This window comes from Tropicibacter oceani, from assembly GCF_029958925.1.
GTDB lineage: Bacteria > Pseudomonadota > Alphaproteobacteria > Rhodobacterales > Rhodobacteraceae > Pacificoceanicola > Pacificoceanicola oceani.
The window spans coordinates 3,214,916-3,240,510 of sequence record NZ_CP124616.1 but is presented as its reverse complement, the minus strand read 5'-3'; the positions used below and the strand labels follow the sequence as shown (position 1 = coordinate 3,240,510).

Here is a 25,595-nt window from a genome sequence, read left to right as displayed (position 1 = left end):
GAACGATTGCCGCGCAGGCAGGCCGGACTGGTGCAGGGGGGCAGGGACGTTGAACAGCAGGCAGGCTTCTATCGCCCAGTCCGAGGTCTGGGCGCTTGACCGCATCGCGCCTGAACGTTCGGCCGCGGCGCTGCTTTGGGCCATTTCCATCACATCGCCATCGGACCCGGCGGCGCTGGCGCGCACGCTGGCGGCGGCGCTGGCCGGGGTCATTGCGCGCCATGACTGCCTGCGCATGCGCTTTGCGGTGCAGGGCGCGGGCCTGTGCCATACCCTGGTCGCGGCCGGTCCGGTCGCGCTGCCCATGATCGACGAAAGCGCGCTGAGCGACGCGCAGCGCCTGCAGGCCGCGCGGCAGTTCGGCATGCAGCCCTACGCGCTGGCGCAGGACGCGCCTTGCCGGTTCCGGCTGGTGCAGGACGGGCCCGGGGCCTTCCGCCTGCTGTGCGGGTTTCACCACATTGCGATCGACGGGCTGTCCTGGCGGTATTTCTTTCGCGACCTGGTGCAAGAGCTGTCCGCCGCCATGCCGTTCGATCCGGCGCAGGACTACGACGATTTCGCAACGGCACAGCGCGCGCAGATCGCCGCGATCCGCGCCGCGCAGCCCTATTGGCAGGACATCGTGCGGGTAACGCCCTGGACCCTGCCGGGCGGCGGCACCGGCCTGGCCAGCCCGGCGCAGGGCCAGGCCACCCCAGCCGGGATCGTCGAGACCGCGCTGGACCCGCAGTTGCACGCGGCGCTGAAATCGCGGGCCGCGCAGTCGGGGATCAGCCGCTTTCGGCTGCTTCTGACCGGGTTCGGCGCCTGGTGCGCCCGGGCGGCGGGCCGCGACTGCATCGCGGTTGCGACGACGCTGGCGGGGCGCGCTCCGGGCGCCTTTGACGGGGTCATCGGGGTCTTTGCCAACGTGCACCCCATCGCCATCGACACGCAGGGCGCCAGTTTCACCAGCCTTGCCGCCAGTGTCGATGCCGGCCTTGCCCGGGCGCTGGACCATCAGGCCCTGTCGCCCGCAGTGGCGCTGGCGGCGCTGGGCCTTGGCGGCGCACATGGCCCCGTGCCCGCCAGCCTGACCCGTTCGCCGGGGCGCGCCAGCGCCGTGATCGGCACTCTGCGATTGTCCGAAGAACGGGTGTTCCTGCCGGTCGGCACGCGCCCGCTGTCGGTCTATGCCCGGCTGGACGAGGACAGCATAACCCTGACCTGGGTGCATGACGAGGCGCTGTTTGACCGCGATGCGGTGCTGCGCGCGGCGCGGCAGTTGGAGCACCTTTTGCAGCAGGCGCTTGCCGATCCGGACAGCTCGCTGTGCCAGATCCCGTCCATTCCGCCATCCGAGCGGGCAAGGGTGCTGGACATGGCCACCGGAGCGCCGCGCGCCTTGTCGCCGCGTCCGCTGCACCGGCTGGTGCAGGATCAGGCTCAGCGCAGCCCCGATGCGACCGCGGTCCTGGACGGCGAAACCCGGCTGAGCCATGCGCAGGTGCAGGCCAAGGCCAATGCGCTGGCGCTGCAACTGGCCGCGCTGGGCGTCGGGCGGGGGGACTATGTGCCGATCGTGATGGTGCCGGGCGCCCAGATGCTGCTGGCGGAACTGGCGGTGCTCAAACTTGGGGCAATCTTTGTGCCGATGAACCCCGACTGGCCCGCCCTGCGCCTGCAACAGCTGTTGGCGCGGCTGGTGCCGAAGACAGTGATGCGGCGGGCAGACGACGGGCTGGCGCTGGACGGCGGGGCGGCCGCAACGCTGACCGTGCCCGAAGCCCTGATCATCGCAGAGGCCGGGCGCTGCGACAGTGTCGATATCGCCCCGGACGATCCAGTCTATTGCATCTTCACCTCGGGGTCGACCGGCCAGCCCAAGGGCGCGATCAACACCGGCCGGGGCCTGTGCAACCGTATCGACGGCATGCGCGCCATGATCGACGATCCGCGCCCGGTGGTTCTGGCCGGCGCCGGCGCCGGGGTCGATACGCTGGTCTGGCAATATTTCCTGCCGTTGGTCGCCGGCGGGATCTGCACGCTGCCCGGCGTGCAGACCGGCGGCTCGGCCGAGGCGATGCTGAAACGCTGCGCCGAGGCGCAGATCACCGTGATGGATTTCGTGCCGTCGCTTTTCGCAGGCTTCGTCGAGTGCCTGGACCAGATGCCAGAGCCCGATGTCGCCTGGGCGCTGGCCTCGGTGCGCAACGTGCTGATCGGCGGCGAGGCGATGCAGGGCGCCCCGGTGCGCCGGTTCCGGCAGCGCTTTCCCTGGATCAGGGTGCACAATTCCTATGGCCCGACAGAAACCGCAATCAGCTGCATCTTTCACGAGGTTTCGCAGCACTGCGGCGATCCGGTTCCGATCGGCAGACCGCTGCGCAATACCATAGCGCTGGTGCGCGATGCACAGGGCCATCCCGCCCCCATCGGCTGGACCGGCGAGCTGTGTCTTGGCGGCGCCTGCCTTGGGCTGGGGTATTTCGATGCGCCCGATCTGACCGATCACAGCTTTGTCCGGGTCGATCCGGCGGCGCTGGGCACCGACCGGCTGTACCGCACAGGCGATCTGGCGCGGCTGCGGGCGGATGGGCTGATCGACTACCTGGGCCGGCTGGACGACCAGATTTCGCTTAATGGCAACCGGATGGAGCCGACCGAGATCGAGGCAACCCTGATGCAGCACCCGGCGCTGGCGCAGGCCGCGGTTGCCCTGCTGCCGTCGCCCGATGGCCCCGCGCGGCTGGTGGCCTTTGTGGTGATCCGGGGCGATCACACCCCAAGCGGCGCGGCGCTGCGCGATTTCCTGGCGCTGCGCCTGCCGCGCGGCTGGCTGCCTTCGCTGTACCTGAAGGTGGCCGATCTTCCGCGCGCGGCCTCGGGCAAATTGGACCGCGCCGCGCTTGCGCGATGCACGGGCGCGCCGCTGCATCTGCGCGCGCCGGACAGCGGCCCGGTGCCGGAACCGGTGCAGAGGATCATCGACGCCTGGGCAAAGGTGCTGGGCCATGGGGACATCCGCGCGCAGGACAATGTCTTTCTGGATCTGGGGGCGGAATCGCTGGCGGCGCTGCAGGTGCATGCGGTGCTGCAACAGGCGCTGGGCCGCGAAATCGACCTGCGCGATCTGTTCACCCACGCCACCCCCGCCGCGCTGGCGCAGCGGCTGGCGGGCCAGGCCCCCCCAGAGCAGGGCGATCTGGCCGCGCGCCTTGCGCCCTATCTGTCGACCTGGAGCGGAGAGCGCAAAACCCCGGACTCGCTGCTGTTTACGCTGAACGGGGCGGGGAAGGGCAGGCGGCTGTTCTGGTGTTTCCAGGGCTTTGCCGAACTGCGCGACCTGGCGCGGCACCTTGCCCCGCATCATCCGGTGACGGGAATGCGCTCGGCGCACCTGGCCTTTGACTATTCCCGGGACAACGTCAGCGCCCTGGCGAAGCTGTATATCCGCGAGATCGAGGACCTGGTCCCCGAGGGGCCGCTGACTATCGGCGGCAACTGCCAGGCCACCCGCATCGTGCGCGAAATCGCGGCACAGCTGCATCAGGCGGGCCGCGAGGTGGCCCTGACGATCCTGATGGAGGACACCGAATTTGCGCCTTTGCCCGGGCGCATCGCGCTGCTGTATGGCGATGAAAGCCACCTGAACCCCTACCGGCAGACCAGCGGACCGAACCCGGATGACCGGTTCCGCGCGCTTTACGAGGGCGGCTTTGTCACGCGGGTCATTCCCGGCGGGCACGGCCGGTTCTTCCTGCCGGGCAATGTCGAAGGACTGGCGGCGGTCCTGCGCGACCTGTTGCCCTGAACACAAGGTCGGGCGCGCAGCGGTTGCGAACCAGACGGGGCCGTGTTTTCGCGGACCTTTCGAAAGGCAGGTCTGCCGCAGCGCCGCCTTGCAGAACCCCGAGTGTGGCGTCTGACCCGCAGGCCTGTTCAGAGCGCTTTCGCAAGACGGCCATGCCCTGCATCAAATGCGTTGACGCCCCGTTGCACGGAAACCCCGATCAAGGTGAGCGCTTTCGGAAAGGGATCAAGCGGGCCCGCCAGGACGGGTATTGCACCGGGCCTGGCGGCGTTGGGCCGTGTCAGCCCAGAAGGCGGGACAGCACAAAGAACCAGAAGGCCGACAGCAGCGCCGCCGCGGGCACGGTGATGACCCAGGCCGCGATGATGGTCAGGAAATGCGACCGGCGCACCAGTTTGCGGCGCTTGCGTTCTTCGCTGGGCAGGCGTTTTTCGGGGGAACGGTTGCCGTTGATCTGGCGCACCCGGCGTTCGGCGTGCCATTCGCGGAAAAAGCCGACGCCAAAGACCCCGCCCACCGCGATATGGGTCGAGCTGACCGGCAGCCCCAGCCAGGATGCGACAATCACCGTCACCGCCGCCGACAGCGCCACGCAATAGGCGCGCATCGGGTTCAGCTTGGTAATCTGGTTGCCGACCATGCGGATCAGCTTGGGGCCAAAGAACACCAGGCCAAAGGAAATCCCCAGCGCGCCGATGACCATGACCCACAGCGGGATCGCCACTTTTGCGGCAATGTCGCCGGCTTCCTGCGTGTGGACGATGGCGGCCAGAGGCCCGACCGCATTGGCCACGTCATTGGCGCCATGGGCAAAGCTCAGCAGCGCCGCCGACATCACCAGCGGCAGGCGGAACAGCACCTTGAGCGACTTGTTGCGGTTTTCCAGGCCAACCGACTGGCGGTGGACCAGCGGACGCGCCAGCAAGGTTGCGACGATGCCGGCCGCCAGTCCGACCAGCAGGGCGGTGCCCATGTCGATCTTGACCAGATGCTTGAGCCCCTTGAGCGCAAGATAGGTGCCAAAGGCGGCGGACATCAGGCCGATCAGGACCGGCACCCAGACCCGGGCCGAGGCGATCTTGTCTTCCTGGTAGATGATCTTCCACTTGATGAAGGCCAGAACCGCGGCGGCGATCAGACCGCCCAGCAAGGGCGAGATGACCCAGCTGGCGGCGATCGCGCTCATGGTTGGCCAGCTGACCGCGCTCAGCCCGGCGGCGGCGATGCCGGCGCCCATGACGCCGCCCACCACCGAATGCGTGGTCGAGACCGGCGCGCCGATCCAGGTCGCCAGGTTCACCCAAAGCGCCGCCGACAACAGCGCCGCCATCATCGCCCAGATAAAGGTGTTGCCATCCGCAAGACCCGCGGGGTCGATGATCCCCTTGGAGATGGTCGACACCACGTCGCCGCCCGCCAGCAGCGCCCCGGCGCTTTCGCAGACCGCCGCGATGGCGATGGCGCCGAACATCGACAGCGCATTCGCGCCCACCGCCGGCCCCATGTTGTTGGCCACATCGTTGGCGCCGATGTTCAGCGCCATGTAGGCGCCAAGACCGGCGGCGACGATGACAAACAGGCTGGCCGGGGGCTGATCGCCCATGAAGCCACCCACCAGCGCGGCGAGGGCGATGAAGATCACCGACAGGCCGACGCCGATCAGCGGCCGCGAGGCATAAAGCGCCGCGCTTTCCAGGCTGTTCACGCGCCCAAGGTCGCGGTCCAGCGTTTCCAGGTGATCGGCGTTGTTCTGATCGCTCACGGTCGGGTCTCGCTTTTCTTTGGCTCGGTGTCAGAGGTCTGCGGCTCTGGCAGGATATCGGGGAATTGGGTGATCAGGGCGCCAAGATCGGCCTCGCGCACACGCTCGGCCGCCTCTTCGGGCGAAAACCACTGCCGGGTGCGTTCGTCCACCTCGGGAAAGGTCTTGGACAGGCGGTCGACTTCGATGGCAAAGACGTCCACGTCGGTGTCGACGGGCACGCCGCCCGGGGTGACCTTTGGATATTGGTACTGGCCGATCTTGACCGGGCTCTTGCCGGTGGGCTTCACGCCGGCCTCTTCCCAGGCCTCCTGGCGGGCCGCGCCGCCGGTATCGAGCCCCTTCATCGGCCAGCCCTTGGGCAGGATCCAGCGCCTTGTCTCGCGCGAGGTGATCAGCAGGATCTGCGGGCCGCTCTTGGCCATGCGATAGCACAGCGCAGCCACTTGGAACTGCGCGGGGCGGATCAGGATCGGACGGATGAATTGTTTCCACAAAACCGGGAACATGGCGGACCTTATCATTTGATCTGCGACGTAACGGTTTTGCGACAAAAGGGCAATGGCGTGCCATCGGGGCGGCCCGCGGGGCGGTTTTCGGGTCTGGGCGGCGCGGGATGCGGCAGACCGGCGGGATGTCAGGCCGGGCGGGTCCGGGCGATCTCGGCCCGGGTGACACCCTCTGCGTCAACCGGGCCGAGCGGGATCACGGGGGAGCGATCCGTGATCCTATCTGCCATTCTCCTTGCGCCACTTGGCGAATTTCTCAAGGTTTTCGTCCTGCGTCGGCGGATACAGCCCGATGATCGTGGCCCCGGCCTTGACCTGTTCGACGACGAAATCCTCGTAGGCGGTCATTTCCACCGCTTCGGCGGCCACTTCGTCGGCCATATGGGCGGGAATGATGATGACGCTGTCATCGTCGCCGACCACGATATCGCCGGGAAAGACCGGCGCATCGCCGCAACCGATCGGCACGTTGATGTCGATGGCTTCGTTGATGGTCAGGTTGGTCGGGCTTGACGGCCGGTGATGATAGGCGGGCATGTCAAGCTCGGCGATGCGCATGGCGTCGCGAAAACCGCCGTCGGTCACGACACCGGCCGCGCCGCGCACCATCAGCCGGGTGATCAGGATGTCACCGGCGCTGGCGGCGGTGGCGTTCTTGCGGCTGTCCATGACCAGCACCGCGCCCGGTGGGCAGGTTTCCACCGCGTGGCGCTGCGGGTGCTTGGGGTTGCGGAATTCGGCCAGCGTGTTGCGGTCTTCGCGGGCGGGCATATAGCGCAGGGTAAAGGCCGGGCCGACCATGTTGCGGCCGTTTTGCGACAGCGGGTGCACGTCCTGGATGACCTGATTGCGCAGGCCCCGCTTGTAAAGCGCGGTGCACAGCGTGGCGACCGAGACCTGTTCGAGTTTCGCCTTGGTTTCGGGGTTCAGCGGGTGTTGCGTCATCGCGGTTTCCTTGTCCGTCAGGCCAGCAGGCCGTTGTCTTGCATGAAGGCATAAAGCGCCGCGGCCTGCGCGCCGGTCAGCGGCCAGGCACCGGGCGGGCGCACCGCGCCGCAGTCCAGACCTTGCAGGGCAAGCGCCGTCTTGACGCCGGTGACATTGGTGCCGCCCATTTCCTCGGCGCGGATGTCCTCGAACAGGCGCATGCCTTCGATCAGCGCGCCCGCCTGCTGGTAATCCATCGCGTTCAAGGCATCGCGGATCGCGACGGAGCGCTGCGGCCAGACGTTGATCAGCCCGCTGGTAAAGCCGCGCGCGCCGACGGCGCAAAGCGGCGGGGCCCAGACCTCGGCCAGGCCGCCGACCCAGATCACATCCGGACTGCTGGCGGCGATTGCACGGGCCAGGTTCATCGGGTTGGGCGTGGCCCATTTGACACCGGCGACGCCCTCGATCGCGGTCAGCCGGGCGATGGCCTCGGTGCCGATGGCGTCGTTGCGCAGGTACAGCATGGCGGGCAGGCCATCGCCGGCCTCGACCACCCGTTTGACGTAATCCTCGTAGCCGCGCGGGGCGACGAAGGGATCGGGTGTCTGGTGGATCATCAGCGCGTCGGCACCGGCCGTCTTGGCATGGGCGGCGGCGCGGGTCGCCTCGCGGATGCCGCGCCCGATCCCGGCAAAGACCGGCACGCGGCCATCGACAAGCTGAACTGATTTTTCAGTGAAAAGCCGGCTCTCGGCCTCGTCCAGAGCATAGAATTCGCCGGTGTTGCCATTGGCGACAAGAATATCGACCCCGGCCCCGATGGCGCGGTCGATGATCGGGGCAAGGCGGTCCGGCGCCAGTTCCCCGGCGTCGTCATAAGGCGCGACAAGGATGCCGGAAATCCCGGTCAGCGCCATGCGGATGCGGTGCAGGTTGGTGGACATCAGTTGATCTCCGGCTCGGGGACGGGCGCGCCGAAATCTGTGCGCAGGAAGTCGAAATCACAGCCCTTGTCGGCCTGTTCGACGTGCTGGCTGAACATCTGGCCATAGCCGCGTTCATAGCGCGGGGCAGGGGCCTGCCATTTGGCGCGGCGTGCGTCCAGTTGGGCCTCTGTCAGATCGACGCGCAAGGACCGGTTGGGGATGTCCATTTCGATGATGTCGCCGGTTTCGATCAACGCCAGCGGCCCGCCGATATAGGCCTCGGGGGCGACGTGCAGGATGCAGGCGCCATAGCTGGTGCCGGACATGCGCGCATCGGACAGGCGCACCATGTCGCGGTGCCCGTCCTTGAGCAGCGCCTTTGGCATCGGGATCATGCCCCATTCCGGCATGCCCGGCCCGCCCTGGGGCCCGGCATTGCGCAGCACCAGCACATGGTCTGGCGTCATGGGATAGTTTTCGTCGTTGATGATCTCTTTCAACTGCGCATAGCTGTCGGCGACGATGGCGGGGCCGCGGTGTTTCTGAAACTTCGGGTCCATGGCGGCGGGTTTGATCACCGCACCATCGGGGGCAAGGTTGCCCTTGAGCACGGCCAGCGACCCTTCGTGGTAGACCGGGTTCGACAGCGGGCGGATCACGTCATCGTTGAAATTGACCGCCTCTGCGATGTTGTCGCCCACGGTCTTGCCGTTCACCGTCATCACCGACAGGTCCAGCTTGTCGCCCAGTTCCTTCATCAGCGCGGGCAGGCCCCCTGCGTAAAAGAAATCCTCCATCAGATAGTCTTTGCCCGACGGGCGGATATTGGCCAGCACCGGGGTGGAATGGCCGATCTCGTCCAGGTGGTCCAGCGTCAGGTCGACCCCAGCGCGGCGCGCCATGGCGATCAGGTGGATGATGGCATTGGTCGAACAGCCCGTGGCCATGGCGACGGTCACGGCGTTGCGGGTGCTTTCCCAGGTCATGATCTTGTCCGGGGTCAGATCCTCCCAGACCATGTCGACGGCGCGGCGCCCGCAGGCGGCGGCCATGCGTTTGTGCCCGGCATCCGGCGCCGGGATCGAGGAGGCACCGGGCAGCGTCAGGCCCCAGCCGTCGGCGATGCTCATCATCGTGCTGGCGGTGCCCATGGTCATGCAGGTGCCATAGCTGCGCGCGATGCCGCCCTGCACGCCGTCCCACTGCTCCTTGGTGATGTTGCCGGCGCGGCGTTCGTCCCAGTATTTCCAGACATCCGTGCCCGAGCCCAGCTTTTCCCCGGCATAATTGCCGCGCAGCATCGCGCCCGCTGGCATGAAGATAAAGGGCAGGTTCATCGACACCGCCCCCATGATCAGCGCCGGGGTGCTTTTATCACAGCCGCCCATCAGCACTGCGCCGTCGATGGGGTGGGACCGCAGGGTTTCCTCGACCTCGAGCGCGCCCATGTTGCGATAGAGCATCGAGGTGGGTTTCAGGAACTGTTCCGAAAACGAATGCACCGGCATTTCCACCGGCGTGCCGCCCGCCTGCAAAATCCCGCGTTTCACCCATTCGGCGCGGTCGCGCAGGTGGTGGTGACAGGGCGACAGATCGGACCACGTGTTGATGATGGCAATGACGGGCTTGCCTTCCCAGTCGTCTGCGGTCCAGCCCATCTGCATGGCGCGGCTGCGGTGGCCCATGCTGCGCAGGTCATCGGGGGCGAACCAACGGGCGGAACGCAGGTCTTGGGGTTTCTTGGCCATCCGGGCCTCCTTGAGGAAATCGCTTGGGGGAAGGTGACCACCAAAACGGCGATCAGTCCAGCCAAAGCCGCGCCAAGCCTCATCACCGGCACCGTACCTATGCCGGGCGGGGCAAGGTCAAGCAAGAACAGACCCGGGTAAACGCCGCCGATGTCAGGCGCGTCTGCCGTGCCTGCCGCGGCGCGCCAAGGGGCGGGTGCCAAGGCCGATTGACGCCGCCCGGCGGCCCTGACAGGGTGCCGGGGAAACCGGGGCGGCGGCGCATGGACGATCTTTCACTGTGGAATCTCAGCGCGGCCGAACCGCCCCTTGCCGCCACCTCCGAGGCGCCGGTGGAAGGCGCGGCCGATGTGGTCATCATCGGCGGCGGCTATACCGGCCTTGCCACCGCGCTGTTTGCCGCCGCGCGCGGCATGTCCGTTCAGGTGATCGAAGCGCGCTGCATCGGCTATGGCGGCTCGGGGCGCAATGTCGGGCTGGTCAATGCCGGGCTTTGGGTGCCGCCGGACAAACTGGTCGAAACGCTGGGGCCCAAGGTCGGGCGGCGGTTCCTGGACCTGTTCGGCAATGGGCCACAAGTGGTCTTTGACCTGATCGAAAAACACCAGATCCGCTGCGAGCCGCGGCGCGAAGGGTCGATCCATGCGGCGCATTCCGCTGCCGGCCTGCGCGACCTTCAGGGCCGGTTCGACGCCTGGAGGCGCCATGGCGCGCCGGTCGACCTGCTGGACCGCGACGAAATGCAGGACAGGACGGGAACGCGGCTGTATCGCGGCGGCCTGTTGGATCACCGCGCCGGCAAGGTGAACCCGATGGGTTATGCGCGCGGCCTGGCCCGCGCCGCGCTGGGCGCGGGGGCGCGGATCAGCACCGGGGCGCCGGCAACCGGGCTGGTCCGGCAGGGCGCGCTTTGGCGGGTGACCACCGCGCGCGGCACGATCGAGGCGCCGCAGGTGGTTCTGGCGACCAATGCCTATGGCGGCGCGCTTTGGCCTGATCTGGACCGGGCCTATTCCGTCATCCATTTCTTTCAACTGGCGACCGACCCGATGGGCGAGGCCTCGGCGCAGGTGCTGCCGGGGGGGCAGGGGCTTTGGGATACCGCGCCGGTCATGACGGCGCTGACGCGCGATGCCGAAGGGCGGGTCATCGTGGGGTCGATGGGGCGGATGATCGGCACGCCGCAGGGCGGCATCAGTGCCCGATGGGCGCGCAAGCGGCTGGCGCGGCTGTTCCCCGACCTGGGCGCGCTGCGGTTCACCCAAGGCTGGGATGGCCGCATCGCCATGACCCCCGACCACATGCCGCGCATCTGTCACTTGGAAACCGGGCTGTTTGCGCCGCTGGGCTACAACGGGCGCGGGATCACCACCGGCACGTTGTTTGGCCGCGCCCTGGCGCAGGTGCTGGCAGGCGCGCCGCGCGAAAGCCTGCCGCTGCCGGTCACGCCCCTGCAGCGCCTGCGCATGCCCGGGCTTCAAAGCCGCGCGCTGGACCTGGCCTTTACCGCGCACCAGATGATCGGCGGCGTCTGACCGCAGTGATCCGGCATCAATCCACGCGCGCTGCGCGGATTGTTTCGCGCCCGGAAACGGCCATCCTTTTTCCTTTGCACTCAAGGGTTTCGGCAGGATAGTCTCAACTTCGGGAAGCATTCCCGAGTGAGGTTCCATGAGTACCCAATTGACTGAACGCCTGGCCAACTGCCTGGCCGCGCTGCGCGCCGGGCGCGGCTGGACGCTGGATCAGCTGGCGGCGCAAAGCGGTGTCAGCCGGGCCGCCCTGTCGCGGCTGGAAAACGCCGAGGTCAGCCCTTCGGCGGACGTTCTGTCACGCCTGGCCTGTGCCTATGGGCTGACGCCTTCGCGCCTGCTGGGCATGGTCGAAGACGGTTTTGCCGCGCATGTCCCGCGCGACGATCAGGCGATCCTGCGCGATGGCACCGCCGGGCACATGCGCCGCTGCGTGTCGCCTTCGTCGCGCGCACTGGCGGGCGAAGTGCTGGAATGCCGGTTGTCGCCGGGATCGGTCTGGCAACAGGACGCCCCGGCGATTCCGGGGCAGGAACACCACCTGATCATGCTTGCGGGGGGCATGTCGGCGCGGATCGAGGCGCGTGAATTCACCCTGTCGCAGGGCGATGCGCTGCGGTTTCGGCCGCATGGCGCCATCCGTTTCGAAACCGATGCGGGGCAGGGGGCCAAGTACATCCTGTGCATGGTCTCGCCCGCCAGCTAGGGGCTGTCGGGAAAAGCTGGCCTAAGACGCGCGAATGCGGTAGGCTTTGTCCCAGACCCGGAAAACCGGGCGATCTGAGGCAGTAAAAGCGGTGTTCCCATGACGGAAATGGTCTATGGTACGGTGTCGGTGCGCGATGGCGAGCCGATCTTGCCGAAATGGTGGCGGACGGTGGACAAATGGGCCCTGTCCTGCATCCTGATGCTGTTCGGCGTGGGGATATTGCTGGGGCTTGCGGCCTCGCCTCCGCTGGCCGAGCGCAACAATTTTGCCCCCTTCCACTATGTCCAGCGGCAGGCCTTCTTTGGCGGGCTGGCGATGATCGCGATGTTCCTGACCTCGATGATGACGCCGGTGATGGTGCGGCGCGCGGCGGTGCTGGGCTTTGTCGGAGCCTTCATCGCGCTGGCGCTGCTGCCGTTCTTCGGCACGGATTTCGGCAAGGGCGCGGTGCGCTGGTACTCGCTGGGCTTTGCCTCGGTGCAGCCTTCGGAATTCCTCAAGCCGACCTTCGTGATCGCGGCGGCCTGGATGATGGCTGCGGCGCAGGACCTGGGCGGACCTCCGGGGCGGATGTATTCCTTTGTCCTGATGGTGGCCATCGTTCTGATGCTGGCCATGCAGCCCGACTTTGGCCAGGCCTCGCTGGTGCTGTTCGGCTGGGGCGTGATGTGGTTCGTCGGCGGCGCGCCGATGATCCTGCTGATCGGCCTTGCCGGGCTGGTGGTGCTGTGCGGCAGCTTTGCCTACAACAACTCGGAACACTTTGCGCGCCGCATCGACGGTTTCCTGTCCCCCGAGGTCGATCCGACCACGCAGCTGGGCTATGCCACCAATGCCATCCGCGAGGGCGGGTTCTTTGGCGTCGGCGTCGGCGAGGGCCAGGTGAAATGGAGCCTGCCGGACGCCCATACCGATTTCATCATCGCGGTGGCGGCCGAGGAATACGGGCTGGTGCTGGTGCTGGCGATCATCGCGCTGTACGCGACCATCGTGGTGCGTAGCCTGATCCGGCTGATGCGTGAACGCGATCCGTTTATCCGCCTTGCCGGGACCGGCCTTGCCTGCATGTTCGGAGTGCAGGCGATGATCAACATGGGTGTTGCCGTGCGCCTGCTGCCGGCCAAGGGCATGACGCTGCCCTTTGTCAGCTATGGCGGTTCGTCCCTTATTGCGGGCGGGATTGCGGTTGGCATGTTGCTGGCGTTTACCCGCACGCGGCCACAGGGCGAAATCGGGGATATCCTGCGGGGCCGGTCGCGCTGAGCGATCGGGCCCTGCGCCGGTTGCGGGCGTTGCAGTGAGTATTTTTGCCAAGAAGAAGCAGCAGCGGATGCGCGGAAAAATGCCGGTTTCGGGGCAAGGATGGACGGCGCGGCACGCCTGTTGTACTGGCCCGGGACATGGTGACGGAGTGATGGGATGACCAAGCGCAAGCCCCTGTTGGTGATGGCAGCCGGAGGCACCGGCGGACATATGTTCCCGGCCCAGGCCCTGGCCGAGCTGATGCTGCGGCGGGGCTGGCGGGTCAAGCTGAGCACCGATGCGCGCGGCGCCCGTTATACCGGCGGCTTTCCGCATTCGGTCGAGATCGAGCAGGTGGCCAGCGCCACCTTTGCGCGCGGCGGTCCGCTGGCCAAGCTGCTGGCGCCCTTTCGCATCGCGGGCGGCGTGGTGTCGATGGCGCTGCGCATGATGAAGGACCGGCCCGACGCGGTGATCGGCTTTGGCGGCTATCCTTCGATCCCGGCGCTGTCGGCGGCGACGCTGTTGCGCCTGCCGCGCATGATCCACGAACAGAACGGCGTGCTGGGCAAGGTCAACCGGATCTTTGCGACGCGGGTGGACATGGTCGCCTGTGGCACCTGGCCGACCGAATTGCCCGAGGGCGCCAAGGGCCGCCATGTCGGCAACCCGGTGCGTCTGGCGGTCAAGGAACGGGCGGGCGCGGGCTATATCGCGCCGGGGCTGTACCCGATGTCGATCCTGGTGATCGGCGGCAGCCAGGGCGCGCGCATCCTGTCCGACGTGGTGCCTCCGGCGATTGCCTCGTTGCCGATGGAAGCGCTGAAATGGTTGCGGGTCAGCCACCAGGCGCGCGATGAGGACGGCGAGCGTGTGGCGCAGTTCTATGCAGACCACGCCATTTCTGCCGATGTGCAGCCGTTCTTTACCGACATTCCCACCCGGATGGCCGATGCGCAGATCGTGATCTCGCGTTCGGGGGCGTCCAGCGTGGCCGATATCAGCGTGATCGGGCGGCCTTCGATCCTGATCCCTTACAAATACGCGACGGGCGATCATCAGATGGTGAATGCCCAGGCGCTGACCGAGGCGGGGGCGGCGATCCGCATTCCCGAGGAAAAACTGACCGTCGAGACGATGAGCGATGCGATCCTTGCCATTCTCGACACGCCGCAGGGGGCCGAACAGATGGCCCGCGCGGCCATTTCCGTTTCCAAACCAGAGGCCGCCGAAGAGCTGGCCGATATCGTAGAACAATTGGTACAAGGGGTGACAGGCAATGAAGGATCTGACGAATGAGCGGGGGACAGCTTTGAACGGTGCGACCAAACTTCCCGGGGATGTGGGCCCCATTCATTTCGTCGGCATCGGCGGCATCGGCATGTCGGGCATCGCCGAGGTCCTGCTGAACCACGGTTACGTGGTGCAAGGCTCGGACCTGAAGTCGACCAAGATCACCCAGCGGCTGGAACAGCTGGGCGCGCATGTCTTTGAAGGCCAGCGCGCCGAGAACCTGGAGACCGCCGAGGTCGTGGTGATTTCCAGCGCGATCAAGCCGGGCAATCCCGAGCTGGACGAGGCCCGCCGCCGCGGTCTGCCCGTGGTGCGCCGCGCCGAGATGCTGGCCGAGCTGATGCGTCTGAAATCCAACGTGGCCATTGCCGGCACCCACGGCAAGACGACGACGACGACCATGGTGGCGACGCTGCTGGATGCGGGCAATTTCGACCCCACGGTGGTCAATGGCGGGATCATCCATGCCTATGGGTCGAACGCGCGCATGGGGCAGGGCGAATGGATGGTGGTCGAGGCGGACGAGTCCGACGGCACCTTCAACCGGTTGCCCGCGACCATTGCCATTGTCACCAATATCGACCCCGAGCACATGGAACACTGGGGCACCATCGAGAACCTGCGCCGCGGTTTTTATGACTTTGTGTCGAACATCCCGTTCTATGGTCTGGCGGTCTGTTGCACCGACCACCCCGAGGTGCAGGCGCTGGTGGGCCGTGTCACGGACCGGCGCGTGGTGACCTATGGGTTCAACGCGCAGGCGGATGTGCGGGCGGTGAACCTGCGCTATGTCAAGGGCGTGGCGCATTTCGACATCGAGTTCCAGCAGGACGGTGTGACGCTTGAAGGCTGCACCCTGCCGATGCCCGGCGATCACAACGTGTCGAACGCCCTGTCTGCCGTGGCCGTGGCCAGGCACCTGGGCATGTCCGGCGAGGAAATCCGCGAGGCGCTGGCCGCCTTTGGCGGGGTGAACCGGCGGTTCACCAAGGTCGGCGAAGTGAACGGCGTGACCATCATCGACGACTATGGCCACCATCCGGTGGAGATTGCCGCCGTGCTGAAAGCGGCGCGTCAGGCGACCGAAGGCCGGGTGATCGCGGTGCATCAGCCGCACCGCTACACCCGCCTGCATCACCATTTCGAGGATTTCTGCACCTGCTTCAACGAGGCCGACGTGGTGGCCATCGCCGAGGTTTTCGCCGCTGGCGAAGAGCCGATCGAGGGGGCATCGCGCGATGACCTGGTCGCCGGGCTGGTGCGGCACGGGCATCGTCATGCCCGCGCGCTGCAAAGCGAGGACGACCTGGAGCGGCTGGTGCGCGAACAGGCGCAGCCGGGCGACATGGTGGTCTGCCTGGGCGCCGGGACGATTTCGGCCTGGGCCAACAACCTGCCGGCGCGTTTGGAAAAATGACCGCCGCGCGCCCCTGATCGGGCCAAAGCCCGCCCACCCACCCCTTTGCCCCGATCCGGGGCGGCGCGGCGGTTGGGGGCTCTGCCCCCGCCGCTGACGCGGCTCCCCCGGGATATTTGGGCACAAAGAAACCGAGGAAGGCCATGGCGGAAGGGTTGAAGCGTCGGATCGGGCTGGGGCTTTTGACCGCCTATGGGGTCGGCGTCATGGTTGGCGCGGGCATCTATGTGCTGAGCGGCGCGGTGGCCGGGGTTGCGGGAACCTGGGCGCCGCTGTCGTTTTTGCTGGCTGGGTTGATCGCGGCGCCGACGGCCCTGTCCTATGCCGAGTTTTCGACGCGCCATCCCGAGGCTGCCGGAGAGGCGGTCTATGTCGCGCGCGGCTTTGGCCGCGATTGGCTGGGGATCGCGGTGGGATTGGCCATCGTTCTGGCCGGGGTGATTTCGGCGGCGGCCGTGCTGCGCGGCGGGGCGGGCTATCTGTTGGCGTTGGTTGATCTGCCGGTTGCCCTGGTGGTTGTGGCCCTGGGCGGGGCCTTGACGCTGGTGGCGATCATCGGAGTGTTGGAAAGCCTGGGGCTGGCGGCGCTTTTTACCCTGATCGAGGTGGTTGGTCTGGCCTTGATCGTCTGGGCCGGGGCCAGTGCCGTGCCTTTGGCGGGGGTATCGGGCGCGGTGCCCTGGGGCGGGATCGGAGCGGGGGCGGTTCTGGCGTTCTTTGCCTTTATCGGGTTCGAGGACATCGTCAACATGGCCGAGGAGGTCATTGCGCCAGAGCGCACCCTGCCGCGCGCCATCGTGTTGTCGCTGGTCATTGCCTCGGCGCTCTATGCACTGGTGGTTTGGGCGGCTTTGCGGGTGGTTCCGCCGCAGGCGCTGGCCGGATCAGAGCAACCGCTGGCGCTGGTCTGGGCCACGGCGACCGGGGGCAGCGGCCGGTTCCTGGCGGCGATTGCGGTCTTTGCTGCCCTGAACGGGGTTCTGGCGCAGATGGTCATGGCGGCGCGGGTGCTGTTTGGCCTGGGCAAGGCGGGCGGCGCGCTTGGGGTATTTCACCATGCGCATCCGCGGTTCGGCACGCCGGTGTTGGCCAGTCTTGTTCTGGGGGCGGCGGTTGTTGTCGGGGCGCTGAGCCTGCCGCTGGCGGTTCTGGCCGAGGCGACCTCGGTCGTGTTGCTGGCGGTTTTCGTGTTGGTCAACGCGGCGCTGATCGCGGTCAAACGCGGCGGCAGTCGGTCTGCGTTCCAGGTGCCCCTGGCGGTGCCCTGTGCCGGCCTGCTTTTGTCGCTGGTCGCCCTGGTTGCCAATTTCGCCTTGCAAGGCTGAGCGGGCACGGATCTGGCATCCACCACCGAAAACGGGCAGGGGGCGCGCCAATCGCCGGCTGGATGCATGGGCGCGATAAAAAGACAAATATATCCAAGGTCTTGTCGGGGCGTTTGCGCAATCGGAGGAAATGCCTGGCACGAATCCCTTGTTTATTGGAAGCAAGGGTCGCTATAAAAATCATTAAGAAATCATTAATCGGAGTATTGGCTTGTGAGTGATATCAAAAAAGAGATCGAAACCGAAACCGTTGAATCCGAAGAACGCCGCAAGGCGCTGCGCGCGATCGGCAAATATGCGACGCTGGGGGCCGGGGCCTCGGTGGTGCTGCTGTCCTCGGCCGAGGCGGTCAAGGCGCAATCGGGCAGTATCTATCGCTACTGAGCCCCGATGCCCTGGTTGGGGGGCGCTGAGCCGGCGCGAGACTGAGTCGTAACCCGTCTGAGGTAGCAATCAAGCCGGATCAATCGCCTGTAAGTTGCTGCCCTGTCCGGCTCTTTCATCTTTTGATGGTGTTGCCCAAAAATTCCCCTGTGCAAGGCCGTCCGTAAGCCGTTGAAACCATTGCTGGGCGGTATTAAATTAACCTAAAGGGTGGAGATCTGCCCAGCAACACAATCCAGTGCCTTGATTGGGATGATGCTCGGGGTGTATTCTGAGAGCCATCTAAGTCTTGGATTTTAAGGTGAACGATTATGAACGACCAGCACGACGACAACATCGAATCCGAAGGGCGCCGCAAGGCGCTGCGCGCGATCGGCAAGTATGCGACCCTGGGCGCGGGGGCCTCTGTGGTGCTGCTGTCCTCGGCCGAGGCGGTCAAGGCCGCGCCGAACAGCAAGGCCTGCGAAAAGAACAAGAACTGCTAAAGCCGACAGGCTGACAACAACCAAGTGAGTCCCGATGTCCGCTGACATTGAAAGCTGTGCCATCGGGGCGCATCTGGTGCTGCACAATCGCGCCTCGGGCGCTATTGTTCTGGCCGCGCCCGAACTGGCGCGGCTTTTGCATGAAGACCCCCGGACACAGGCCGAGCGTGACACGCTGGCATCCTGGCAATCCGCCGGGCTTTTCGATGCGGAACGCTACAGCCCCGGGCAGGCCATCGCGGCGCGGCCGCTGGCGGGCAAGGTCGGGCTTGGCTTTGCCGCCGGTGCGGCGCGGGCGACGCTTTGGATGCCGCAGGACCCCCTGCTGGATCAGCTGAACTGCGTTCTGGCGCGCTATGCCCAGCCCGGTGGGGCACCGACACAGCCGGAGCTGTCGATCGAGGTCGAAGGCGACGATTACACCCTGTACCGCGACGGCGTTGCGCTGACCGAGCGGATCGACCGCGACGCGGCGCGCTATGCCTGCATCCTGGCAATCAGCGAAGCGTTGGTGGGCGGCGATGCGGTGGCGGCGAACATGCATGCCTCGGCGGTGGCGCGCGGCGGGCGGGCGCTGGTGTTCGTCGGCGGCAGCGGCAGCGGCAAGACGACCACCGCGCTTGGCCTGATGGGGCGGGGCTGGTCGCAGGTTGCCGATGATCACGTGCCGCTGCACCGCAATGGCCATCAGGTGTTCAGCTTTCCGGCGGCGGTCGGCACCAAGGCCCGGTCCTGGGCGCTGCCCGAGGTGCAGGCCCTGTTCACCGCCGGGCGCGAGATGCCAAAGGTGCGCGATGGCGTGCGCTATGTCGAGGTCAGCCGCCAGGTCGCGGCCGGAAGCGTCGTTCCCGTCGCGGCGGTGATCTTTCCGACCCATGACGCAGGCGCGGATTTCGAAATGCACCGCGTCACCCCCGAAGAGGCGCTGCTGCGCGCCATCGAAGGCGGCGCGCGGGTCAGCCGGGGGCTGAACACGCTGGCCCCGCTGGCGCGTCTGCTGGACCAGGTGCCGGCCTACCGGATGGTCTATTCCCATTCGGGTCAGTCGCTTGATGCCTGTGAAAGCCTGCCCGAGCTATGAGCCTGATTGACCGCTGCCCGTCGGCAATGCACCGCGCGGCGCTGCGCCTGGTGGGGGCGGCGCTGGGGGGACCGGTGACGCAAGGCCTGTTGGAGGATCTGGCGCAGGTTGATCCTGTCGCCCTTGCCGGGTTGTTGAATGTCCAGCACGCCCACACGGTCGTTGCCGCGGTTCAGGGGCGCGATCCGCGCCTGGACGCGGCCCTGCCCGAAGACCTTTGGCTGTATCTGGCCGAAATGCGGGCGGCGAACCGTGACCGCATGGCGCTGGGGGTGCAGGATCTGGGCCGCATTGGCGCGTTGCTGGGCGGGGCGGGGATTTCGGCGGTCGTCCTGAAGGGCGGGGCGGAAATGCTGGACCCGCTGGTCAACCCCGCTGCGATCCGCTTTGTCAGCGATCTGGACATCCTGGTGCCCTATGACCGCGCCCGCGAGGCGCAGGCGCTGCTGTCGGGGCAATCCCCCGATGCGGTGGCCTTTCCCGACCGGATCGACGCCGCCGTGCTGCACCACCTTGACCCGCTGCACCCCGAAGGTCACGAATTCCCGATCGAGCTGCATTTCCATGTCGGTCAAAGCCTTGTGCGGCGGGTGCTGGACGCGCCGGGGGTGCTGGACCGGGCGACCCCAAGCGCCGTCGCGGGCATCGCCCTGCCGTCAATGCGCGACCGTTTCCTGCATCACGTGCTGCACTATGCCAAGGAACATCACGCGGACCACGGGCTGTACCTGCGCGGGCTGGTCGATCACCATGCCTTTCGTCAGGCGCTGACGGCGCAGGACCGCGCGGCAGCCGAAACTTCGCTGCGCGCGGCAGGGCTGGGGCATCATCTGCAGATCCTTGACGCGCTGACGGACATGGTTCTGGGCCAGGATCCGGGGGCCATGTCGCCGGCCACTTCGCGTTGGCTGCGGCGCTGCCTGCAAGGCTTCGGCAGCCCGGCGCGGCGGCGGCTGTCGGCGTCGCTGACGCTTTTGTACCGGGTGCCTTGGCGCTTTGTCACCAGCCGCTATTACCGCCGCCGCTACCTGGGCATCCTGCGCGATCCGGCGGTTTTGAAGGGCGAACTGGGCCTGCAACGCGACCGGTTCGGCAAGCTGCGCTAGGCCCGGCGGGCGTTTTGCGCCCGATTTTGTCGATCCCGGGCCGTCAGAGGGCTTGCGAGCCGGGGCCTTACGGGGCAAGGTATCCCTGCCGCCGGGGGATGCGGAGGGCAGGACGATGACAACCTCTTTGATACTGGCGTGTGCTTGGGCCGTGCTGGCGAATGTGCTTGGGATGTTGCCATCCAAGGACAATCACTGGACGCGGGCCTATGTGCTGATTGCGCTGGGAATTCCGCTTGTGGGCTATGTGACCTACGAGAACGGCCCCTGGATCGGGCTTGCCGTGCTGGCCGCCGGCATGAGCGTTCTGCGCTGGCCGCTGCGTTACCTTGCGGCATGGATCAAACGCACGGTCAAGGGCGCCTGAGCACCCGGCAGGGTCGGGGATACCTCACTTTCGCGATGGCCTTGGTCTTTGGCACACTCTGGGCATTCAGAGGGTGTTTTCATCATGCTTTATGCCATTCCTTTTCTGTCGATGTGTTGCGGATTGTCTTTGGGTTTTTTGCCCTTGCGGGCGGGGCGGCGGGGGTTGACCCTGGGCCTGGGGGCGGCGCTGGCTGCGGCTCTGGGCGCCGCGCTGGTCACCGGGTTCAGCGTGCCTGGGATCGACGGGCTGTTGTTCCTGGGGCTGTCGGCGCTGCTTCTGGGCCCGGCACTGGTGGCCTTTGCCATCGGGGCGGGGCTTGCGCTTTGGTCCGGCGGGACATGGCCGCCGCGGGCGGACAGGGCTTGCCCTTTTTCGCGCCGGGTCGTAGCAGACGGATATGACCGATCTGCCGCAAACACGTGGGCGCCTGACGCCTGACCGACCGCTGAACGACCTGACCTGGCTGCGGGTCGGGGGCCCTGCCGACTGGCTGTTCCAGCCCGCCGACCCCGAGGATCTGGCCCAGTTTCTGGCCGCGCTCGACCCGTCGGTCGCGGTGTTCCCGATGGGCGTGGGCAGCAACCTGATCGTGCGCGATGGCGGCATCCGCGCCGTGGTGATCCGAATGGGCCGGGGCTTTAACGCGATAACGGTCGAGGGCACGCGCGTGACCGCAGGCGTTGCCGCGCTGGACGCGCATGTGGCGAAGAAGGCCGCCGAGGCGGGGGTTGACCTGACCTTTCTGCGCACCATCCCCGGTGCGATCGGCGGCGCGGTGCGCATGAACGCAGGCTGCTATGGCTCTTACGTGGCGGATCATTTCGTTCAGGCGACGGCGATCACCCGCGCCGGCGAGATGGTGACCCTGACCGCCGAAGACCTGAATTTCCGCTACCGCCAGACCGACCTGCCCGAAGGCTGGGTCATCATCGAAGCGGTGTTCGAGGGCGCCAAGGGCGATCCGCAGGAATTGGCGGGCCGGATGGAGGCGCAGCTGAAAAAGCGCGACGAAACCCAGCCGACCAAGGACCGCACCGCTGGCAGCACCTTTCGCAACCCGGCGGGCTTTTCCAGCACCGGGCAGGCCGATGACAGCCACGAGCTGAAAGCCTGGAAGGTAATCGACGATGCGGGGATGCGCGGCGCAACCCTGGGCGGTGCCCAGATGAGCCCGATGCATTCCAATTTCCTGGTGAACACAGGGGGGGCAACCGCCGCCGATCTCGAAGGATTGGGCGAAGAGGTGCGAAAAAAGGTTTTCCAACACAGTGGAATAGAGTTACACTGGGAAATCATGCGGGTGGGCGAGCCGGGATAGGACGCGCCCCGCTAGGCGGGTTAACCTGCCATTAACTATAACAAGCGCAAGCTTGAATTCGGGCGAAAGCCCTGCGGCCACAGGCAGGTCGCATTTTCAAAAAACCGGGGTAAACCCCGGAAAACAAGGGGGATAACCCCCAGTCAGACGAGGCGGTTTTGGGAATGTCGAGCAGGACGCTCCCGAAAGTGGTGGTATTATTGGGTGGACCTTCGGCTGAACGCGAAGTGTCTCTCAGTTCCGGGCGGGAATGTGCCGCCGCTTTGCGGGCTATGGGCTATGAAGTCACAGAAATAGATGCGGGCCCCGATATGGCGGCGCGCCTGGCAGACCTGCAGCCGGACGTTGTGTTCAACGCCCTGCATGGCCGCTGGGGCGAAGACGGCTGCGTCCAGGGCGTACTGGAATGGATGGGCTTGCCCTATACCCATTCCGGTGTTCTGGCCTCGGCGCTGGCCATGGACAAGGAACGCACCAAGCTGGTCTACCGCGCGGCGGACCTTCCGGTCGCGGACAGCTTGCTGGCCGACAAGGCCGATGTTCAGGCCCGTCACGTCATGGCGCCGCCCTACGTGGTCAAACCCTATAACGAAGGGTCGTCGGTCGGGGTCTACCTGGTCAACGAGGCCGCGAACGCGCCGCCGGTTCTGGCCGCGGACATGCCGCAGACCGTCATGGTCGAGGCCTTTATTCCGGGGCGGGAACTGACCTGCACCGTGATGGGCGACCGGGCGCTTGGTGTGACGGAAATCCTGACCGACGGCTGGTATGACTACGACGCCAAATACAAGGCGGGCGGATCGCGCCACGTCTGCCCGGCGGAACTGCCCGATGACATCACCGCCGCCTGCCTGGACTATGCTCTGCGCGCCCACAACGCCCTGGGCTGCCGCGGCGTGACGCGCACCGATTTCCGCTGGGACGAGGCAAAAGGGCTGGCGGGGCTGATCCTGCTGGAAACCAACACCCAGCCGGGCATGACGCCGACGTCGCTGTCGCCTGAACATGGCGCGCTGGCCGGGATGACATTTGGCGAATTCTGCGCCTGGATGGTGGAGGACGCCTCGTGCAACCGGTAGATGCCCACGACCCGCAGATGGCCCGGCTGGACCCCAGCGCCTCGCGATTGAAATACCGGATCGAGCGGCTCATGCTGACGCCGCTCTTTCGCTTTGCGTTGCGGGTGGTGCTGCCGTTTTCGCTGTGCCTTGGTGGCGGGGCGCTGTGGTTTTCGATGGACGAGAACCGCGAGGCCTTTAACGGGATGATTGCGGAAATCCGCGAAACCATCGAAAGCCGCCCGGAATTCCAGGTCAAGCTGATGGCCATCGACGGTGCCAGCGCCGGCGTCGCCGAAGACATCCGCGCCATCCTGCCCATCGACTTCCCGGTCAGCTCGTTCGATCTGGATCTGGAGCGGATGCACGACGCGATCATCGAACTGGACGCGGTGAAAAAGGCGCAGCTGCGCATCAAGCAGGGCGGCACGCTTCAGATCGACATCACCGAACGCAAGCCTGCGGTGCTGTGGCGCCATGACGGCGGGCTGGAAATGCTGGATGCCAAGGGCTTTGTCGTCGGCCCGCTGCCGACGCGCTTTGATCGCCCCGACCTGCCCGTGATCGCGGGCGAGGGGGCCGAACGGGCGGTGCCCGAGGCGCTGGAACTGGTCGCGGTGGCCGGGCCCCTGTCGGGCCGGCTGCGCGGACTGGAACGCATGGGCGGGCGGCGCTGGGACGTGGTGCTTGACCGTGACCAGCGCATCCTGCTGCCGGAATTTGGCGCCGTGACGGCGCTGGAACGCACCATCGCCATGGACGAGGCGGTCGAGATGCTTTCGCGTGACCTTGCGGCAGTCGATCTGCGACTGCCCCACAGACCAACCATAAGAATGAAAGAAAACGCCGTGCAGGAGCTGCTGCGCATAAAGGCGTTGGAAGCAGGCGGAGACCAGCGGTAATGATCGAGCTATATGAAACCCAAAGGGCCATGCGCAACATGCGCAAAGCGGCAATGCAGCGGGGTGTGATCGCGATCCTGGACGTGGGCAGTTCCAAGATCGCATGCCTTGTCCTGCGCTTTGACGGAACCGACCCCAGTGACGAAGGGCTTGGCTCTTTGGCGGGGCAGTCGGGGTTTCGCGTCATCGGCGCGGCGACGACCCGGTCGCGCGGGGTGCGGTTCGGTGAAATCCACGCCATGAGCGAGACCGAGCGCGCCATCCGGACCGCCGTGCAGGCGGCGCAAAAGATGGCGGGCATCCGGGTGGACCACGTGATCGCCAGCTTTTCGGGCGCCGATCCGCGCAGCTATGGCCTTGCGGGGCGGGTCGAGGTGCATGGTGTCAACGTCGACGAACAGGACGTGGCGCGGGTGCTGTCGTCCTGCGACGTGCCGGACTTTGGCCACGGCCGCGAGGTGCTGCACGCGCAGCCGGTGAACTTTGCGCTGGATCACCGCAGCGGGTTGATCGACCCGCGCGGCCAGATCGGCAACGAACTATCCTGCGACATGCACATGCTGACGGTCGACGCGCAGGCGATCCAGAACCTGGCCCATTGCGTGCGGCGCTGCGATCTGGAACTGGCGGGGCTTGCCTCCTCGGCCTATGTCAGCGGCGCGGCGGCCCTGGTCGAGGACGAACAGGAACTGGGCGCGGCCTGCATCGACATGGGCGGCGGCGCGACGGGCGTGTCGATCTTCATCAAGAAACACATGATCTATGCCGATGCGGTGCGCATGGGCGGCGATCACGTCACCAGCGACATTTCCATGGGGCTGTCGGTGCCGATGGCCACCGCCGAACGGATCAAGACGTTCTACGGCGGCGTGCATGCCACCGGGATGGATGACCGCGAGATGATCGAGATTGGCGGCGATACCGGCGATTGGGAACATGATCGCCGCACCGTCAGCCGCGCCGAGCTGATCGGCATCATGCGCCCCCGCGTCGAGGAAATCCTCGAAGAGGTGCGGGTGCGTCTGGACGCGGCGGGCTTTGACCATCTTCCCAGCCAGCAGATCGTGCTGACCGGCGGCGCCAGCCAGATCCCCGGGCTGGACGGTCTGGCCACCAAGATCCTTGGCCAGCAGGTCCGACTGGGTCGTCCCTTGCGGGTGCATGGGTTGCCGCAGGCCGCGACGGGGCCGGGCTTTGCCAGCGCCGTGGGCCTGTGCCTGTTTGCCGCCCATCCGCAGGACGAATGGTGGGATTTCGAAATTCCGGTCGATCGCTACCCGGCCCGCAGCCTCAAGCGCGCGGTGCAGTGGTTCCGCGACAACTGGTAGGCCCCGAACTCTGGCGGGCGGCGATCCGGCAAAGGGTCGCCGCCTTGCAGATTTGGGGGTGACGGCCGGGCAGGGCCTTGTTAATGTTCCGTAAAGGCGCACGAACCAGATGCGCCAGGCGGGATGTCGGGCAGGCCTCCCTTGAAATGTAACCTTCCGGATTCGCCGCGGGCTTGCCCGCGCCGATGCTTTGTGTTGTGTCGGGATTGCCTGGGGCACACATCATCTGCGTAGTTCGGCGAAATCCCGCGAATATTGCCCCAAATATGGCTATATTTGGTAGGAAATTGGCGTTTTTCGCGTGACGTAGCCTTTATCAGGGGGTAGGATCGTTCGGAAAAGGTGTAGTTAGAGACCCCGCAACAGGGGCATAA

22 protein-coding genes are annotated in these 25,595 nt (G+C 66.4%); 17 read left to right on the top strand and 5 right to left on the bottom strand.

Features of this window, described 5'->3' with window-relative positions; translation table 11 throughout:
* Positions 1 to 49: 49 nt before the first annotated feature.
* On the top strand, positions 50 to 3,796 hold the full coding sequence (locus QF118_RS15520) for a non-ribosomal peptide synthetase (protein WP_282299956.1): 3,747 nt from the start codon (positions 50 to 52) through the stop codon (positions 3,794 to 3,796).
* A gap of 280 nt (positions 3,797 to 4,076) precedes the next feature.
* Here the strand turns inward: QF118_RS15520 and QF118_RS15515 are convergent, their stop codons facing one another.
* The 5 genes from QF118_RS15515 to araD form a co-directional block, all read right to left on the bottom strand.
* Positions 4,077 to 5,558: an inorganic phosphate transporter gene (locus QF118_RS15515; RefSeq protein ID WP_282299955.1), complete on the bottom strand. Its 1,482-nt coding sequence runs from the start codon at positions 5,556 to 5,558 to the stop codon at positions 4,077 to 4,079.
* Entirely contained in the window at positions 5,555 to 6,067 is a 513-nt protein-coding gene (locus tag QF118_RS15510; protein WP_282299954.1) for an NUDIX hydrolase, read from the bottom strand. Before QF118_RS15510 ends, QF118_RS15515 begins: the two co-directional genes overlap by 4 nt.
* A 219-nt stretch (positions 6,068 to 6,286) precedes the next feature.
* Positions 6,287 to 7,012 (bottom strand): ribonuclease activity regulator RraA, encoded by a 726-nt coding sequence (locus QF118_RS15505; RefSeq protein WP_282299953.1) that lies wholly within the window; start codon positions 7,010 to 7,012, stop codon positions 6,287 to 6,289.
* 17 nt (positions 7,013 to 7,029) lie between these two features.
* Positions 7,030 to 7,941 (bottom strand): dihydrodipicolinate synthase family protein, encoded by a 912-nt coding sequence (locus QF118_RS15500; RefSeq protein WP_282299952.1) that lies wholly within the window; start codon positions 7,939 to 7,941, stop codon positions 7,030 to 7,032.
* Positions 7,941 to 9,671, bottom strand: coding sequence for an L-arabinonate dehydratase (gene araD / locus QF118_RS15495; RefSeq protein WP_282299951.1), 1,731 nt, complete (start codon positions 9,669 to 9,671; stop codon positions 7,941 to 7,943). The genes QF118_RS15500 and araD overlap by 1 nt, the downstream gene beginning before the upstream one ends.
* 263 nt (positions 9,672 to 9,934) lie before the next feature.
* Here araD and QF118_RS15490 point away from each other — a divergent pair, with 263 nt between their 5' ends.
* From QF118_RS15490 to ftsA, 16 genes are all read left to right on the top strand, one after another.
* Positions 9,935 to 11,206, top strand: coding sequence for an NAD(P)/FAD-dependent oxidoreductase (locus tag QF118_RS15490; protein ID WP_282299950.1), 1,272 nt, complete (start codon positions 9,935 to 9,937; stop codon positions 11,204 to 11,206).
* A gap of 136 nt (positions 11,207 to 11,342) precedes the next feature.
* Entirely contained in the window at positions 11,343 to 11,909 is a 567-nt protein-coding gene (locus QF118_RS15485; protein ID WP_282299948.1) for an XRE family transcriptional regulator, read from the top strand.
* Positions 11,910 to 12,008: 99 nt separating this feature from the next.
* Positions 12,009 to 13,175, top strand: a complete 1,167-nt coding sequence (ftsW, locus tag QF118_RS15480) for a putative lipid II flippase FtsW (RefSeq protein WP_282299947.1) — start codon at positions 12,009 to 12,011, stop codon at positions 13,173 to 13,175.
* 156 nt (positions 13,176 to 13,331) lie between these two features.
* Entirely contained in the window at positions 13,332 to 14,453 is a 1,122-nt protein-coding gene (locus QF118_RS15475; protein WP_282299946.1) for a UDP-N-acetylglucosamine--N-acetylmuramyl-(pentapeptide) pyrophosphoryl-undecaprenol N-acetylglucosamine transferase, read from the top strand.
* A gap of 13 nt (positions 14,454 to 14,466) precedes the next feature.
* On the top strand, positions 14,467 to 15,864 hold the full coding sequence (gene murC, locus QF118_RS15470; RefSeq protein WP_282299945.1) for a UDP-N-acetylmuramate--L-alanine ligase: 1,398 nt from the start codon (positions 14,467 to 14,469) through the stop codon (positions 15,862 to 15,864).
* A gap of 143 nt (positions 15,865 to 16,007) precedes the next feature.
* Positions 16,008 to 17,189: an APC family permease gene (locus QF118_RS15465; RefSeq protein WP_282299944.1), complete on the top strand. Its 1,182-nt coding sequence runs from the start codon at positions 16,008 to 16,010 to the stop codon at positions 17,187 to 17,189.
* Between the two features lie 213 nt (positions 17,190 to 17,402).
* The gene (locus QF118_RS15460; protein ID WP_282299943.1) at positions 17,403 to 17,573 is read left to right on the top strand and encodes a hypothetical protein; all 171 of its coding nucleotides are present in this window, start codon (positions 17,403 to 17,405) and stop codon (positions 17,571 to 17,573) included.
* Positions 17,574 to 17,884: 311 nt separating this feature from the next.
* Positions 17,885 to 18,058, top strand: coding sequence for a hypothetical protein (locus tag QF118_RS15455; RefSeq protein WP_282299942.1), 174 nt, complete (start codon positions 17,885 to 17,887; stop codon positions 18,056 to 18,058).
* Between the two features lie 34 nt (positions 18,059 to 18,092).
* Positions 18,093 to 19,139, top strand: a complete 1,047-nt coding sequence (locus QF118_RS15450) for a phosphoenolpyruvate carboxykinase (ATP) (RefSeq protein ID WP_282299941.1) — start codon at positions 18,093 to 18,095, stop codon at positions 19,137 to 19,139.
* Positions 19,136 to 20,245 (top strand): nucleotidyltransferase family protein, encoded by a 1,110-nt coding sequence (locus QF118_RS15445; protein ID WP_282299940.1) that lies wholly within the window; start codon positions 19,136 to 19,138, stop codon positions 20,243 to 20,245. Before QF118_RS15450 ends, QF118_RS15445 begins: the two co-directional genes overlap by 4 nt.
* A gap of 115 nt (positions 20,246 to 20,360) precedes the next feature.
* Positions 20,361 to 20,612, top strand: a complete 252-nt coding sequence (locus QF118_RS15440; protein ID WP_282299938.1) for a DUF2484 family protein — start codon at positions 20,361 to 20,363, stop codon at positions 20,610 to 20,612.
* Positions 20,613 to 20,777: 165 nt separating this feature from the next.
* Positions 20,778 to 21,053 (top strand): hypothetical protein, encoded by a 276-nt coding sequence (locus QF118_RS15435; RefSeq protein WP_282299937.1) that lies wholly within the window; start codon positions 20,778 to 20,780, stop codon positions 21,051 to 21,053.
* Positions 21,013 to 21,933 (top strand): UDP-N-acetylmuramate dehydrogenase, encoded by a 921-nt coding sequence (murB, locus tag QF118_RS15430; RefSeq protein ID WP_282299935.1) that lies wholly within the window; start codon positions 21,013 to 21,015, stop codon positions 21,931 to 21,933. Before QF118_RS15435 ends, murB begins: the two co-directional genes overlap by 41 nt.
* 158 nt (positions 21,934 to 22,091) lie before the next feature.
* Positions 22,092 to 23,012 (top strand): D-alanine--D-alanine ligase, encoded by a 921-nt coding sequence (locus tag QF118_RS15425; RefSeq protein WP_282299934.1) that lies wholly within the window; start codon positions 22,092 to 22,094, stop codon positions 23,010 to 23,012.
* Complete coding sequence (locus QF118_RS15420) at positions 23,000 to 23,893, top strand: cell division protein FtsQ/DivIB (RefSeq protein ID WP_317133882.1); 894 nt, start codon at positions 23,000 to 23,002, stop codon at positions 23,891 to 23,893. The genes QF118_RS15425 and QF118_RS15420 overlap by 13 nt, the downstream gene beginning before the upstream one ends.
* Positions 23,893 to 25,221 (top strand): cell division protein FtsA, encoded by a 1,329-nt coding sequence (gene ftsA / locus QF118_RS15415; RefSeq protein WP_282299933.1) that lies wholly within the window; start codon positions 23,893 to 23,895, stop codon positions 25,219 to 25,221. Before QF118_RS15420 ends, ftsA begins: the two co-directional genes overlap by 1 nt.
* The last annotated feature ends 374 nt before the right edge of the window (positions 25,222 to 25,595 follow it).